The following is a 13820-nucleotide window of genomic DNA, read 5'->3' as shown; positions in this document are numbered from 1 at the left end:
CCCGAGACGCGGCCCTTTTGCCCGTTCGCGCGCTACGACCGGCCATGAGCAAGGTGAGCATCGGGCTGCGAGGGTGGCGCTTCGACGAGGACGAGGTGTTCACCGCGGACGGCGACGTCCGCCCGTTCGACGAGATGAGCGAGGACACCCGGCGGCGGCTCGTCAGGGTCGGCGTCCTCTACGGGTCGCCGTGCGACGCCTGCTGGCTGATCCACGGCGACGACGACCTCCAGGAATGCAACGAGGCGGCCGTCGTGTACGGCGAACCGCTCTCGGAGATCGCGGTCTGCGACGAGCACGAACCGGACTTCCTGTACTGGTTCCGGGAGGCCGGCGGTATCGAGCACGCGGAGACCGAGCGGTTCGAGGACGCGTTCCACGAGTGGTTCGTCGCCGGCGAACGCGCCCCCGAGGGGTACGGTGGCGTCGAGCACGTCGAGACCGACCCGCGCGAACTCCCCGAGACCGAGATGCCGGACCCGGACGAACACGAGGACATCGGGACGCGCGAGGTCATCGAGCAGCGCATCGACCTCCGGACCGGCGAGGTAGAGGACGCCCCCGACCCGCGACCCGACCGCGGCGACGACGACGAGGACGAGGATCTGGACCTCGACGACGCGGACCTCGACCTCGACGCGGACTACCCCTCCTGACATGACGGACGACGACACCGAGGCCAACGCAGCCACCGACGCCGAGGCCGACGGCGGGCCCGCGCTCGCCGGCGAGGACGCGCCCGCGGTCGCGGTCGTCGGCGCACAGACCCCGGGGAACGTCGGCACCATCGCGCGAGCGATGAAGAACTTCGGCATGCGCGACCTCCTCCTCGTCGACCCGCCCGAGGACGTCTGGGACCCCGACGGCGTCGCGTACGGGTACGCCGGGCACGCCCGCGAGGACGTCATGCCGGACGCCCGGGACGTGGACCTCGACCACCTGGTCGAGAACTACTACACCGTCGGCTGCACGGCGACGACGAACGAGGACTGCCGGAGTCACGTCCGCTATCCGTTCTTCACGCCCGCGGAACTCCCCGAGCACCTCGCCGGCGTCGACGCGGACGTCTGCCTCGTGTTCGGCCGCGAGGACCGCGGGCTCGACAACGCCGAACTCGAACGCCTCGACGCCGTCTCCTCGATCCCCGCGAGCGCCGACTATCCCGTCCTGAACCTCGGGCAGGCCGCGACCGTCACGCTCTACGAGATGCGGGAGGGGACGGTCCGCGAGACCCAGCACCCCGACCGGGAGCGCGAACGCGCCAGCGAGCAGGAGATCGAACGGCTCTACACGGAGTTCGAGGGCGTCCTCGACGCCATCAACCATCCGGAAGCGAAGCGCCGGAAGACGACGCGGATGATACGCCGCCTGCTCTCGCGCACCCACCCGACCGAGCGCGAGGTGTCGACGCTCACCGGTATCTTCCGGCGCGCGAGCGAACGCCCCGAGCGCGACGACGACTGACCGCGAGACCGGTCCGAGCGGCCCGTCGCTTTACGGTCCTCGGGCGCGGACCTGTGAGTGTATGAGCGAGACAGCGGTGCGCACGCTCGCCGAACACGTCGGCCTGGCGGCGGCCGTCCTCGACGCGGACGGCCGTATCGCGTACGCCAATCCCGCGTTCGAGGCGGCGTTCCCGGCGACGGTCGGCGCGGACGTCGGTACCATGCTCGCCGACGCGACCGAGCAGGCCGCGGGCGTGGACCGCGTCCGCGACGCGATTACGGCGGTCGTCGGCGACGGCGTCGACGAGGCCGAGGCGGAACTGACGGTGACGGCCGACGTCCCACGCGTGTACCACTTCAACGTCACTGCGGTCGACGACGCGGACGCCGCGGCGGTCCTCGAAGCGTGCAACGTCACGGACCGACTGGAGAGCACGCCTCGCGTCGGCACCATCCTCGGCCGTATCTCGGAGTCGTTCTACGCGGTCGACGACGAGTGGCGCATCACGTACTGGAACGACAAGATGGCCGAACGCACCGGCGTGCCACCCGAGGAGATAATCGGCGAGGTCGCGTGGGACGTCTTCCCCGGCCTCGACGGTAGCGAACTGCAGGCGCGCTACGAGGCGGCGATGGCGTCGGGCGAGCCGACGACGTTCCGGACGCACCTCCCCGACCCCTTCGACTACTGGGTGGAGGCGCGCGTCTACCCGGACGACCACGGGATGAGCGTGTTCTCGAAGGACGTCACCGACGAGGTCGAACGCGAGCGCGAGCTCGAACGCTACGAGACCATCGTCGAGAACGCGAACGACGCCGTGATGATGAAGGACCGCGAGGGCCGGTACCGGCTCGCGAACGACACCGTCGCGGAGTACACGGGCCGTGAGGCCGCAGCTATCGTCGGGCGGACCGACGTGGAACTGTTCGGCCCGGACGTCGGCGGCCGCATCCGGGAACGCGAACGCCCCGCACTCGACGAGGAACGACGCGTCACGTACGAGGAACGCATCCCGATGGACGACGGCGACGTCGTGTTCGAGACGACGCGCATCCCGTTCTACGAGGACGACGCGCTCGCGGGCACCATCGGTATCTGTCGGGACGTCACCGAACAGGTCGCGTACGAGGGGCGGCTCGAAGCGCGCTCGGAGAAGCTCGAACTCCTGAACCGCATCCTTAGACACGACATCCGCAACGACATGACCGTCGTCCTCGCCGTCCTCGACCTGCTCGCCGAACACGTCACCGACGACGAGGGCGCGGACCTCGTCGCGGAGGTCGGCGAGCGCGCCCAGCACGTCGTCGACCTCACCGCGACCCTCCAGGACCTCATGACGGTCGTGCTCGACGAAGCCAACCACCTCCAGCCCGTCTCGGTCGCGTCCGTCGTCGAGGACGAGCTCGCGGACGTCGACGCCGCGTTCCCGCGCGCCATCACGCGCATCGACGGCGACCTCCCCGACGTCGCGGTGCGCGCGAACGAGATGCTGCACTCGGTGTTCCGGAACCTCCTGAAGAACGCCGTCCAGCACAACGACCGGGACCTCCCGGAGGTCGTCGTGTCCGCGACCGCGACCGACGACGTCGTGACGATCAGGGTCGCCGACGACGGCCCCGGTATCCCCGACGACCGAAAGAGCGACGTGTTCGGTCGGGACGAGAAGGGCCTGGAGTCCTCCGGGACCGGCGTCGGCCTCTACCTCGTCGACCGACTCGTCGACGAGTTCGATGGGAGCGTGCGCGTCGAGGACAACGACCCGCGCGGCGCCGTGTTCGTCGTCAAACTCCCACGGTGGACCGAGGACGCGCCTCTCGAGACACCCTGACCCGGTCATCGAGACCGGCCGGGCTGCTCGCCGAGACCACCCGATTCACTCGGCGGTCACGCGCGAGCCTGGATCTCCTCGCGCAGCACCTCGCTGACGAGGTCGCCGTCGGCCTTCCCGCGGAGTGCGCCCATGCACTCGCCCATGAGCGCCGAGAACGCACCCATCCCCTGCTCGTCGACCTGGCCGGCGTTCCGTTCGACGACCTCGACGACCGCCTCGCGGACCTCGTCCTCGGCGACGCCACCGAGGTCCTCCGCCTCGACCGCCTCCTCTGCCGACCACGCCGGATTGCGCGCGAGCGCCGACAGCAGGTCCTCCAGGCCCTCGTTCGGGACGTCGCCCGCGTCCACGAGCGCGACGGCGTCCCGGAGGTGCGAGTCGGTGAGCGCGCCCGTCGGCACGTCGTCGCGACGGAGCGCGGTGAGCGTCGACTCGAGCGTCGTCGCCGCGAGCGTCGGGTCGACGCCGTCGTCGTCGACGAGGGACTCGAACAACGGCATGTACTCGCCGTACGCGACCTGCTCGGCGACGCCCGCGTCCAGCCCGTACTCGTCCTGATAGCGGTCGACCTTCTCCGTGAGCAGCTCCGGTTCGTCGACGTCGCTCGGGTCGAGGTGCACCGGCGGCACGTCCGTCTCCGGGTACATCCGGGCCGCGCCGGGGAGCGGCCGCAGGTACCGCGTCGTCCCGTCGTCGTTCGCGCCCCGGGTCTCCTCGGGGACGCCCTCCAGTGCGGTGCGTGCGCGGTCCGCCGCCGCCTCGACCGCGTCCCTCGCCACCTCGGCGCCGGCGGCGACCATCGCCACCGCGTCCTCGCCCCCGGCGTCCACGGCGTCCCGGAGCGCGTCGACCTCCTCGTCGGTGACGCCGTACGCCGGCAGCTCGTCCGTGTGGAAGATACCGCCCGCACCGTGGCGCTTCGCGTGGTCCGACAGCTCCGTCCCGAGCCGCCGGTCCGGCTGGATCTCCTCGCCGACGATACCGTCGAAGCCCTCGAGACGCACCGCCCACACCTCGCCGCCGGAATCGAGCGCGCCGCGAACGACGCCGCTGTCCGTGTCCGCGAACGTCTCCGTCACCTCGACGGCGTCGCCGACGCTGGCGTCGCGCTCCCGGAGCCGGTCGCGCTGGTCGAGCAACGCCACCTGCCGGCCGACCTCGTTCCGCACGATGTCGTCGATGTCGTCCAGGCTCTGCACGCCCTTCACCTCGACGCGCGCCCCGTCCGCGACCGAGATGTTCACGTCCTGCCGGATCGTCCCCAGCCCGCGCTTGACGTGCCCCGTCGACCGCAGCAGCATCCCGATGCGCTCCGCGGCCTCCCGCGCCTGCTCGGGCGAGGAGATGTCCGGCTTCGTCCCGATCTCCACGAGCGGGATACCCAACCTGTCGAGCGAGTACGTCACGCCGTCCTCGCGCTCCTCGACGCGCTGCGCGCTCTCCTCCTCGAGCATCAGGTCCGCGACGCGCACCGCGCCCTCGCTCGTCTCGATCTCGCCGTCGGTCGCCACCTGCATCGACCGCTGGAACCCGCTCGTGTTCGACCCGTCCACGACCAGCTTCCGCATCACGTGCGCGACGTCAACCGGCGTCATGTCCATGAGCTGCGCGATCTCCAGGACGACCGACAGCGCCTCCGAGTCGACGCGGGCCGGCGGTTCGTCGTCCTCCTCGACGAGACACGTCGTGTCGTACGCGAGGTACTCGAACACGCGTTCGACCTGGCTCTCCTCCAAGGCCGCCTCGTCTATCTCGCCGAGCTCGCTCTTCGTCGGATGCAGGTAGCGCTCGAACGAACGAACCGATTCCTCGGGCTCGCGAAGCTCCGTCGGACACGAACAGAACAGCTTCGTCGCCGTGTCCAACTGCTGGTGTATCTCCAGGCCGGCGACGAGTCCGAGCTCGTCGTAATCGTACTCGGTCATTACGAGAAGGTCCGCGGTCGAACGGTAAAAAACCGTCCAGTTCCGGCCGGGGTCGCCTTCGCCACAGCGGCGACCCCCTGCTCGGTGACTGCGACGACGGCCGCGCTCGTTGCGTCGGCCGTGGTCGTCCCCGCGTCGGCGCGTGCCAGCACTCGCTGTCGACGTGCTATCGCCGTCCGGGTCGTGCGCGGTCGGTCGTGTGGTCGGCCCGGGCGCGGGCTCGTCGACGTCGGTCGCGTCCGCCGGTCACTGCGTCGCGGCGCGGATGTCCTCGATGCGCTTGATGTGGTCGCCGATTCCCTGTCCCTCGCAGTCCTCGGTCGGGCAGGTATAGTGCCAGCCGTCTCGCGTCGCCGCGGACTCGCGGAATCGCTTCCCGCATACCTCACAGAAGAGGTCGGCCTGCTCGCAGGTGTCTCGGTGAAGTTCGAGCGCGAGTTCTGTGGCGAAGCTCTCGTTGCAGTCACGGCAGGTGTGCATGGCTGAAGTATCTCACTCGCAGGTAATAACACCCGTGGATTGTTCGGGTCCACGGCGGCGTTCGGTTACGATTCGTAAGTCGACGCCGTCGGTCGTTTCGAACCCGTCGGGTGCGACAATCCGTCACTCATAAAGCTTTCTCCGTCGCGACTGGTTGCATCGGCGTCCGCTCGCACCGGACCAGGGACGTCGCGACGTCGACAACACGTAGAAACCCCAACTGTTAGGAGCGGCGCGCTCTCCGTTCCTGTCGATGCGACGTCGACGTCTCCTCGCCTCGCTGGTCGCCGCCGGCACCGCCGGCTGTCTCGAACTCGAATCGGCGGAGTCGACCGCCGCGCGTCGGACGACGGCGCGCACCCGCGCCACCACGCGACCCGCCGCCGGAGACGGGACCGGCGAGGCGACGAACGCCGAGGAACCGACCGACGAAGAGACCACGACCGAGGAGCCACGCGAGTACACCGAACCGGCGTGGACGTTCGCTCCCGAGGGCGAACTCGTCCGTCCACCGGTCGTCGTCGACGACGCCGTCGTCACCGCCGCCGAACGCGAGCCAGCGTACGCGCTCGATGCCGAGAACGGGAGCGAGCGGTGGACCACCGACGCGGACGTCGCCGGGCGCCGGCGTCCGGTCGTCGTCGACGACACCGTCGTCTTCTCGAACGTCCGAGGGATGACCGCGGTGGCCGCCGGCGACGGCCGGGAGCGCTGGCGCGCCGACGCCAACATCTCGTCCCGGCCCGCGGTCGACGGACGCACGCTGTACGCGTACGGCTTCGAGTACAGCCAGGAACTCGCCGCGGTCGACGTCGACACCGGGAGCGTCCAGTGGTCGCGCGAACCCGAGTCGGGCCTCGGCGGCGCACGGTCGACGGTGTTCGTCGACGGCGTCGTCGTCGACACCCACTACAAGGACGCCGTGTACGGGTTCGACGCCGCGAACGGCGACCAGCTATGGTCGTTCCCGAACCCGAAGGACGGCACCGAACCCATCGACCTCGCGACCGACGGCACCCGCGTCTTCGCCACGTACAGTAACAGCACGAGCGGCGGCGCCGGCCCGCTCGTCGCGCTCGACCCCGCCGACGGCTCGCTGCAGTGGTCCCAGCACGAGGACGGCGAGACCCTCGAGAGTTCCCCGTATCTCGTCGCGCACGACGACACGCTGTACGTCAGCCACACTGGACTGCACGCCGTCGACCCCACCAACGGGTTCACGAAGTGGTTCAACGAGGACGTCCACGGTATCGTCACCCCGGCCGACGGCACGGTCTACGTCGGTTCCGGAGGCCACGACGGCGTCGTTCTGTACGCCCTGAACCCCGAGACCGGACGCATCACCGGGCGAGTGCACGCAGCGTACGCCGACGCCTGGGGGCTTCGACCGGCCATCGCGGACGACCGCGCGTACCTCCTCGAGACGACCGCCGACGGCAACCGGCTCGCAGCCTACGACCTCCCGAACTGAGACGCGGTACACGACCGCGGGCGCGGCGTCACGCGACGGCGTCGAACGCGCGAACCGCCGTCGGCGACGGCGCGACGAACAGCGTCCCGCCGGCCACCTCGAACCCGAACAGATCGTTCGTCTCCGCGGAGAACCGACCGATCATCTCGCCGTCGCCCGTCGTCGCGTCGACGCGATGCACCGCGGTCTCGGTCCCGAACCAGACCGCGTCGTCGTCGACGGCGACGAGTCCGTTCGCGCTCTCCGGAACGTCGTAGACCCACGCGATGTCGCCGGTCTGCGCGCGGACGGCGACGAGGCCGCCCATCGACGTCGGAACGTAGAGGACGTCGTCCCGCAGCACCAACCGGTCACCGGGAGAGCGACCTTGGAACCGGTCGGCGCCGTCGGGTGGCCGAGACTCCCACTCGACGGTGCCGGTGTCCACGTCGAACGCGAGGACGCGGTTGTAGACGGGAACGTACGCCGTCCCGTTCCGAACGAGCGGCGTCATCGCCGGGTGGCTCTCTTCGGACAGCCACCGTCGCGTCCCCGTCTGGAGGTCCTGGCACTGGACGGTCGGCCCGCCGGTCGTCCCGAAGACGACGACGTCGTCTCCGGGCGGGGAGAGCTCGCTGACCGCGTTCTCGGTCTCGACCCGCCAGCGCTCCGTGCCGTCTGCCGCGTCTAGGCACACGACCGCGCCGCCGTCCCCGCGCTCCTCGCCGAAGACGACCGACGACGACCCCGTTCGAACCCCCGAATCGAGGTCCGTGCCCGCGTACCGCCAGCGCTCGCTCCGGGTCGCCAGGTCGATGGCGACCACCTGGCCGTCTTCGGTGCCGACGAAGAGGGCGTCGCCCTCGACCGCGAAGTGACGGACGTGGTCGTCGGGGTGCGGCTGCCACCGCTCGAACCCTCGGGCGCGGTCGAGTGCTATCACTCCCTCTTTTGCCACGAAGACGTCGTCGTCGTGGACCGCCATGCCGCTCGCGTACTCCGGCCCCTTCCAGCGACGGTCGAGCGCGTCCGCGTCAGCGAGCAGCGGCGCGTTCGGCGCCGTCGTCGTCTCCTCGGCGGCCGTGGTGGTCGCTGCGGGCGCCGTCGTCGACGCCCCGGTCGTCCGTGTCGCCGTTCGCCGTGTGGCCGTGTCCTCGCCCGCGAGCCGCAGGCAGCCTGCCGTCCCACCGATACCAACCAGTGCCAGGAAACGACGCCGTCTCATCGTCCGATGCCTCGCCACGGCACCGCTAAAAGGTTGGCTATCCGTCAACTGACGCGACCGGCGCGACCGTCTCGACGCCGCGCCGACAGTCGGGAGCGCTCAGTCGTCGCCGAGGATGACGCGCTCGGTCATCGCGACCGGGTCCAGGACCTCCTCGACCTCGTCCTCGTCGAGATAGCCCTTCTCGAGAACGACCTCCTTCACGGTCTTGCCCTCCTTGAGCGCGGTCTTCGCGACCTCGCTCGCCTTGTCGTACCCGATAGCGGGGTTGAGCGCGGTCGCGAGCGCCATCGACTGCTCGACCTGCTCCTCGCAATGGGCCTCGTTCGCCTCCAGCTTCGCGACGAACCGGCGCGCGAACGTCTCGCTCGCGTTCGACAGCATCTCCGCGGACTCGAGGAAGTTGTGCGCGAGCACCGGCTTGTAGAGGTTCAGGTCGATCTGGCCCTCCGCGGCACCCGCCGAGACGGCGGCGTCGTTCCCGACGACCTGCTTGTGCACCTGGTTCACGGCCTCGGCGACGACCGGGTTGATCTTCCCGGGCATGATAGAGGACCCGGGCTGGTTCTCGGGCTGCTCGAGCTCGCCGAGCCCGTTACGCGGCCCCGACGCGAGCAGGCGGAGGTCGTTCGCGATTTTGTTCAGCGACCCCGCGACGGTCCGCAGCGCGCCGTGTGCTTCGCTCATCGCGTCGTGCGCGGCCTGCGCCTCGAAGTGCGAGTCGGCCTCGCGGAACTGGACGCCCGTCTCCTTCGTGATGTACTCCGCCGCGAGTCCGGGGAAGTCCGGGTGCGTGTTCAGCCCGGTGCCGACCGCCGTCCCGCCGAGCGCGAGTTCGGCGAGGTGTTCGCGGACGTTGTCGACGCGCACCAGGCCCTTCTCGACCTGCGTCCGGTAGCCATCGAACTCCTGCCCGAGCCGGATCGGCGTCGCGTCCTGGAGGTGCGTCCGTCCGGTCTTCACGACGTCGTCGAACTCCTCGGCCTTCTCGTCGAGCACGTCGCGGAGCGTGTCGAGCGCCGGGATGACGTCCTTCTCGACGGCTTCGAGGCTCGCGACGTGCATCGCCGTCGGGATGACGTCGTTACTGGACTGGCCGTAGTTCACGTGGTCGTTCGGGTGGACGACGCGGTCGCCGACCTCCGCGCCCTTCAGTTCCGCGGCGCGGTTCGCGATGACCTCGTTCGCGTTCATGTTCGAGGACGTCCCCGACCCCGTCTGGAAGACGTCCACGGGGAACTGGTCGTCGTGCTCGCCCGCGATGACCTCGTCCGCCGCCTCGACGATGACGTCGGCGGTCTCCTCGTCGAGGAGGCCGAGGTCGCGGTTCGCCTGCGCGGACGCCTTCTTCACGACGCCGAGTGCGCGCACGAACCGTCGGCCGAACGAGATGCCGGAGATGGGGAAGTTCTCGACCGCGCGCTGGGTCTGCGCGCCCCAGTACGCGTCCGCCGGTACCTGCATCTCACCGAGACTGTCCCGTTCCGTACGGTAGTCCTCGTCGTCTGCCATACGCGAAGCGTCGACTCGCCCGGCGTAAAAGCCATCGGTCCGCGGCAGCCGGGACGCCCGCGTCGACAATCGCTGCGCTACCGTCCGCGATTAGCGACTGCCCTCGTCGACGGCACCGCCGGCGGTCTGGGCGTTACGGTCGGACGCCCCTTCGACGATTCCGCTCATCCGCGTCGGCTCGACGCGAACGATGCGGAACTCGACGTCCGTCGCCGGCCGCTCGTGCACCTGATAGTACGGGATGTCCAGTCCTTCCATCGCCTCGACCATGGCCGCGTCCAGCGAGTCGGAGCCGAGGGTCTCGGCACTTCCCTCGACGACGACGCTCTTCCAGCCGTCGTCGGTGTCGGCGTACACGACGAACGACAGGTGGTCGGTGTCCTCGAGGTACCGCCGCTTCTGGCTCCCGGGCGCGAACCCCATCCGGAAGTAGATCGCTTCCTCGTCCTCGTCGAACGTGTACGACACGGGGATCGCGTACGCGTCGCCGTCGCTGGCGAGCGCGAGGACGCCCGTGCCGTGGTCCTCGAGGAACGATGCGATGTCGAGCGCGTCCATGCTGGTGGCTTGCTTCCCGGACATGCATGCTACTTGGTACCGCGACACAATAACCGTGCCTCGTCGTTCCCGACTCCTGGGACTCACTCACCGGCTCGCGCACGCGCCGGCAACCGGTCCGACTGCAATCACCGGCCCAACCGCCTCCACCAGTCCGACCGGCCGCACCGCTCCCATCGGTCGACCGCACCAACCATCAGAGAACCGCACGCGGAGTGCGTAGGAGTCAGCGTAACACAACCCTTTTCGCTCGCTCGCCCCGACGAACGCGCATGGACGAAGACGCCATCCGCGACGCGCTCCGGGACGTCACCGACCCGGACCTCGGCGACGACATCGTCTCCCTCGGCCTCGTCAACAGCATCGACGTGGACGACGACACGGTCCACGTCGACCTCGCCCTCGGCGCCCCGTACTCGCCGACCGAGACCGGTATCGCCGACGCCGTCCGCGACGCCATCGGGACCGTCGACCGCGAAGTGAACCTGTCCGCGAGCATCGACACCGGCGTCGCCGCGGACGACGACGTCCTCGCGAACGTCGAGAACGTCATCGCCGTCGCCTCCGGGAAAGGCGGCGTCGGGAAGTCGACGATGGCCGTCAACATCGCCGCCGGCCTCAGCGACATGGGCGCGCGCGTCGGCCTGTTCGACGCCGACGTCTACGGCCCGAACGTCCCCCGGATGGTCGACGCCGACGAACCACCGGGCGCGACGCGCGACGAGACCCTCGTCCCGCCCGAGAAGTACGGGATGAAGCTGATGTCGATGGCGTTCCTCGTCGGCGAGGACGACCCCGTCATCTGGCGCGGCCCGATGGTCCACAAGGTCCTCACGCAGCTCTGGGAGGACGTCGAATGGGGCCACCTTGACTACATGGTCGTCGACCTTCCCCCGGGCACCGGCGACACCCAGCTGACGCTCCTCCAGACCGTCCCCGTCACGGGGAGCGTCATCGTCACCACGCCCCAGGACGTCGCGCTGGACGACGCCCGCAAGGGCCTAGAGATGTTCGGGAAACACGACACGAACGTCCTCGGCATCGCCGAGAACATGGGGACGTTCAAGTGCCCGGACTGCGGCGGCCAGCACGCCATCTTCGGCGAAGGCGGCGGCGAACGGTTCGCTGACGTCCACGACATGCCGTTCCTCGGGAGCGTCCCGCTCGACCCCGACGTCAGGACCGGCGGCGACGAGGGCGCGCCCATCGTCCTCGACGATGACTCCGCGACCGGCGAAGCATTCCGCGAGATCGCGCGGAACGTCGCGAACAACACCGGCATCGTCCGCCGCCGCGAGCACACCACGCGAACCTCAGCGAGCCGCTGACGCATGCCCGGCGACGATACTCCCAGCGATGACGCCGGCAACGACGCTTCCGGCCAGGACGCCGACGCGGAGCCTCCCGGCCGAGACCCGAGCGTCGACGCCGACGCGAACGACGACGGGCTCGAGACCGACCCCGAGCGCGCCGCGCTCCTCCGCGAGATCGCCGACGACGTCCGCGGCGACACCAGCGAATCCGAACAGCTCGCGAACGTCCTCTACCGGACGAGCGACATCTACGCGCCCGACGAGGACACCACGCCCGAAGAGGTGATGCAGAACGTGAAGTTCATCCTCGAGGTCAAGGAACGAGGCGGCCTCGGCCGCTGAACCGCCCGGCGCCGTCCACCACGACCGCAGTCAGTCCGCGGCCGGCTGCGGGCCCGTGCGCTCGACGACGAAGTCGCAGTGCTCGCCGCCCTCGAGCTGGCAGGGCCCGTGCCGTATCTCGTAGGACTCGCCGTAGTGGTCCGCGACGCCGTCGATGATGCCTTCCGCGAGCATACAGAGCTCGCGGTCCGAGCCGTACCTGACGACGGCGGTGTCCTCGTCGACGCGCTTCGCGCGGAGCTCCGGGGGCGTGAAATTCGACAGGCGCTTCGCGCGCAACGCCTCGTGGATGTACGTCTCCACGTTCGCGAGCAGATCCAGGCCCGTCCACTCGCCCTCGACGTGAACGCCGTAGGTCTCCACGAGCGGGCCGACGATGTACCCGCCGAACGCGTACAGCAACTCGCCCTCGGACAGCTCGGAGAGCTCGGTCGCCGCGTCCACGAGCGCCAGCGCCTCCGCGTCGTCGTACTCCGACACCGGCACGTAGAGCTTCCCGCCCAGGCCGGCCTCCTCCTGGATCGCGCGCCACGTCGCCTCGTCGTACGTCTCAACTACGAAATCCTTCATCGCCTTCATGACGATTCCGTGCATTCCTGGCCCGGTCGACGGACCGTCCACGCAAGGAACGACCGCCAAGAGACATAGGTCTCAATGGCCTCAGCTGCCCGGGTACGAACGTGTTCGGCTCGGCGTGTCTCTCGAGGAGCCCCCGCGAGGACGCTGGTCGTCGTCGTCGACCGCGTCTCGACGACCCCGGGCCGGGCCCGCGACCGTCGGAATCCTGTGGACTTATCGGCGCGAGACGCCTTCGTGGAGCCGTGGACGCGAACCAGCTGGAGACCTCGAACCCGTTCGGGATGGACGAGGAGTGCCGGAACTGTCCCGCCCTCTGTGAGACCCGCGAGCACGTCGTCCACGGCTACGGCGACGTCGGCGCGGACTTCCTGTTCGTCGTCGACGCGCCCGGCGCGGGCGCCGACGAGTCCGCCATTCCGGCGTTCCACGACGCCGGCGGCGAACGCTTCCGGCGAGTCCTCGAACGCTGCATGCTCTGCGCGAGCGCCAGCCCCGAGGCCGAACCCGACCTCTCGAACGCGTACGTCACCTCCATCGCACGCTGCCATCACCCCGACCGCGACCCCAGCGACGAGGAGGTCGGGAACTGCGAGCCGTACCTGAACGCCGAACTCCGCATGATCAACCCCGAGATACTCGTCCCCGTCGGCGAACGCGCACTCGCCGAGCTCGCCGCGGAGTACACGACCACGCCCGCGAGCGAACTCTCCGTCGACGACCACCACGCGACGAGCGTCCGCGGCCGCGGCTTCGAACTCGCACCCATGAAGGCGCCCGCCGCGATGACCGACGACGACGAACAGGCGTTCGTCGAGTTCTTCGCCGAACTCATGGCGTCTGACTACCGCCAGACGAAGGGGCGCCAGGAACGATAGCTCGGCGAGCCGTCACCCGGCGTCGACAACCAGTCCGTCGTCTACCAGTACGTCGTCGTCTTCGTGAGCGCGCCGACGCGACCGAGCGCGACGACGCCGACGGCCACGACCACCACCAGCCCGGAGACGGCGCCGGTCGAGACCACGCGGAAGTCGCCCGCACGCAGGCCGAACGCGGCGAGCGCACCCACGCCACCCAGTACGACGAGGAGCGACCCGAGGAACCCGAGGAGTCGAAGTCGATTCATACCCATCGGTACCGTCAGCGCGGACATAAAACGGCG

Annotated in this window: 14 protein-coding genes; 7 read left to right on the top strand and 7 right to left on the bottom strand. The window is 69.7% G+C overall.

Features of this window, described 5'->3' with window-relative positions; genetic code table 11:
- Nucleotides 1–44 precede the first annotated feature (44 nt).
- From SM754_RS11810 to SM754_RS11800, 3 genes are all read left to right on the top strand, one after another.
- Entirely contained in the window at nucleotides 45–656 is a 612-nt protein-coding gene (locus tag SM754_RS11810; RefSeq protein WP_323676438.1) for a DUF8114 family protein, read from the top strand.
- A gap of 1 nt (nucleotide 657) precedes the next feature.
- A complete protein-coding gene (locus tag SM754_RS11805; RefSeq protein WP_323676437.1) occupies nucleotides 658–1464 on the top strand; it encodes an RNA methyltransferase in 807 nt (268 codons plus the stop codon).
- A gap of 61 nt (nucleotides 1465–1525) precedes the next feature.
- Nucleotides 1526–3274: a PAS domain-containing protein gene (locus SM754_RS11800; protein WP_323676436.1), complete on the top strand. Its 1749-nt coding sequence runs from the start codon at nucleotides 1526–1528 to the stop codon at nucleotides 3272–3274.
- 56 nt (nucleotides 3275–3330) lie between these two features.
- Here the strand turns inward: SM754_RS11800 and gatE are convergent, their stop codons facing one another.
- Together gatE and SM754_RS11790 are read right to left on the bottom strand one after the other, a co-directional pair.
- Nucleotides 3331–5202 carry a Glu-tRNA(Gln) amidotransferase subunit GatE gene (gene gatE, locus SM754_RS11795; protein WP_323676435.1) on the bottom strand — a complete coding sequence of 624 codons (1872 nt, stop codon included), beginning with the start codon at nucleotides 5200–5202 and terminating at the stop codon, nucleotides 3331–3333.
- A 246-nt stretch (nucleotides 5203–5448) separates the two neighbouring features.
- Nucleotides 5449–5682: a transcriptional regulator gene (locus tag SM754_RS11790; RefSeq protein WP_323676434.1), complete on the bottom strand. Its 234-nt coding sequence runs from the start codon at nucleotides 5680–5682 to the stop codon at nucleotides 5449–5451.
- A 253-nt stretch (nucleotides 5683–5935) separates the two neighbouring features.
- Between SM754_RS11790 and SM754_RS11785 the strand changes: the two genes are divergently transcribed.
- On the top strand, nucleotides 5936–7153 hold the full coding sequence (locus SM754_RS11785; RefSeq protein WP_323676433.1) for an outer membrane protein assembly factor BamB family protein: 1218 nt from the start codon (nucleotides 5936–5938) through the stop codon (nucleotides 7151–7153).
- Between the two features lie 28 nt (nucleotides 7154–7181).
- Here the strand turns inward: SM754_RS11785 and SM754_RS11780 are convergent, their stop codons facing one another.
- The 3 genes from SM754_RS11780 to SM754_RS11770 all read right to left on the bottom strand — a co-directional run bounded on the left by SM754_RS11780 (nucleotide 7182) and on the right by SM754_RS11770 (nucleotide 10451).
- Nucleotides 7182–8357: an outer membrane protein assembly factor BamB family protein gene (locus tag SM754_RS11780; RefSeq protein ID WP_323676432.1), complete on the bottom strand. Its 1176-nt coding sequence runs from the start codon at nucleotides 8355–8357 to the stop codon at nucleotides 7182–7184.
- A 99-nt stretch (nucleotides 8358–8456) separates the two neighbouring features.
- A complete protein-coding gene (locus tag SM754_RS11775) occupies nucleotides 8457–9869 on the bottom strand; it encodes a class II fumarate hydratase (protein ID WP_323676431.1) in 1413 nt (470 codons plus the stop codon).
- Nucleotides 9870–9959: 90 nt separating this feature from the next.
- A complete protein-coding gene (locus SM754_RS11770; RefSeq protein WP_323676430.1) occupies nucleotides 9960–10451 on the bottom strand; it encodes a pyridoxamine 5'-phosphate oxidase family protein in 492 nt (163 codons plus the stop codon).
- A gap of 248 nt (nucleotides 10452–10699) precedes the next feature.
- Between SM754_RS11770 and SM754_RS11765 the strand changes: the two genes are divergently transcribed.
- Together SM754_RS11765 and SM754_RS11760 are read left to right on the top strand one after the other, a co-directional pair.
- Nucleotides 10700–11755 (top strand): Mrp/NBP35 family ATP-binding protein, encoded by a 1056-nt coding sequence (locus SM754_RS11765; RefSeq protein ID WP_323676429.1) that lies wholly within the window; start codon nucleotides 10700–10702, stop codon nucleotides 11753–11755.
- Between the two features lie 3 nt (nucleotides 11756–11758).
- Nucleotides 11759–12082 (top strand): DUF7976 family protein, encoded by a 324-nt coding sequence (locus SM754_RS11760; RefSeq protein WP_323676428.1) that lies wholly within the window; start codon nucleotides 11759–11761, stop codon nucleotides 12080–12082.
- Between the two features lie 30 nt (nucleotides 12083–12112).
- On the opposite strand, the gene SM754_RS11755 is transcribed toward SM754_RS11760, so the two are convergent.
- Entirely contained in the window at nucleotides 12113–12676 is a 564-nt protein-coding gene (locus tag SM754_RS11755; protein WP_323676427.1) for a heme NO-binding domain-containing protein, read from the bottom strand.
- A gap of 227 nt (nucleotides 12677–12903) precedes the next feature.
- On the opposite strand from SM754_RS11755, the gene SM754_RS11750 reads away from it, so the two are divergent.
- Complete coding sequence (locus SM754_RS11750; protein ID WP_323676426.1) at nucleotides 12904–13536, top strand: uracil-DNA glycosylase; 633 nt, start codon at nucleotides 12904–12906, stop codon at nucleotides 13534–13536.
- A gap of 41 nt (nucleotides 13537–13577) precedes the next feature.
- On the opposite strand, the gene SM754_RS11745 is transcribed toward SM754_RS11750, so the two are convergent.
- On the bottom strand, nucleotides 13578–13784 hold the full coding sequence (locus SM754_RS11745) for a hypothetical protein (protein ID WP_323676425.1): 207 nt from the start codon (nucleotides 13782–13784) through the stop codon (nucleotides 13578–13580).
- Nucleotides 13785–13820 lie beyond the last annotated feature (36 nt).

Source organism: Halorubellus amylolyticus (assembly GCF_034808145.1).
Taxonomy (GTDB): Archaea; Halobacteriota; Halobacteria; order Halobacteriales; family Natrialbaceae; genus Halorubellus.
The sequence above is the reverse complement of the archived record's forward strand: the minus strand, read 5'-3'. Positions and strand labels throughout refer to the sequence as shown.

Bases quoted from the DNA above. Each gene is read 5' to 3' on its own strand.
- SM754_RS11810 (WP_323676438.1), top strand. From the start codon at position 45: ATGAGCAAGGTGAGCATCGGGCTGCGAGGGTGGCGCTTCGACGAGGAC.
- SM754_RS11805 (WP_323676437.1), top strand. From the start codon at position 658: ATGACGGACGACGACACCGAGGCCAACGCAGCCACCGACGCCGAGGCC.
- SM754_RS11800 (WP_323676436.1), top strand. From the start codon at position 1,526: ATGAGCGAGACAGCGGTGCGCACGCTCGCCGAACACGTCGGCCTGGCG.
- gatE (WP_323676435.1), bottom strand. From the start codon at position 5,202: ATGACCGAGTACGATTACGACGAGCTCGGACTCGTCGCCGGCCTGGAG.
- SM754_RS11790 (WP_323676434.1), bottom strand. From the start codon at position 5,682: ATGCACACCTGCCGTGACTGCAACGAGAGCTTCGCCACAGAACTCGCG.
- SM754_RS11785 (WP_323676433.1), top strand. From the start codon at position 5,936: ATGCGACGTCGACGTCTCCTCGCCTCGCTGGTCGCCGCCGGCACCGCC.
- SM754_RS11780 (WP_323676432.1), bottom strand. From the start codon at position 8,357: ATGAGACGGCGTCGTTTCCTGGCACTGGTTGGTATCGGTGGGACGGCA.
- SM754_RS11775 (WP_323676431.1), bottom strand. From the start codon at position 9,869: ATGGCAGACGACGAGGACTACCGTACGGAACGGGACAGTCTCGGTGAG.
- SM754_RS11770 (WP_323676430.1), bottom strand. From the start codon at position 10,451: ATGTCCGGGAAGCAAGCCACCAGCATGGACGCGCTCGACATCGCATCG.
- SM754_RS11765 (WP_323676429.1), top strand. From the start codon at position 10,700: ATGGACGAAGACGCCATCCGCGACGCGCTCCGGGACGTCACCGACCCG.
- SM754_RS11760 (WP_323676428.1), top strand. From the start codon at position 11,759: ATGCCCGGCGACGATACTCCCAGCGATGACGCCGGCAACGACGCTTCC.
- SM754_RS11755 (WP_323676427.1), bottom strand. From the start codon at position 12,676: ATGCACGGAATCGTCATGAAGGCGATGAAGGATTTCGTAGTTGAGACG.
- SM754_RS11745 (WP_323676425.1), bottom strand. From the start codon at position 13,784: ATGAATCGACTTCGACTCCTCGGGTTCCTCGGGTCGCTCCTCGTCGTA.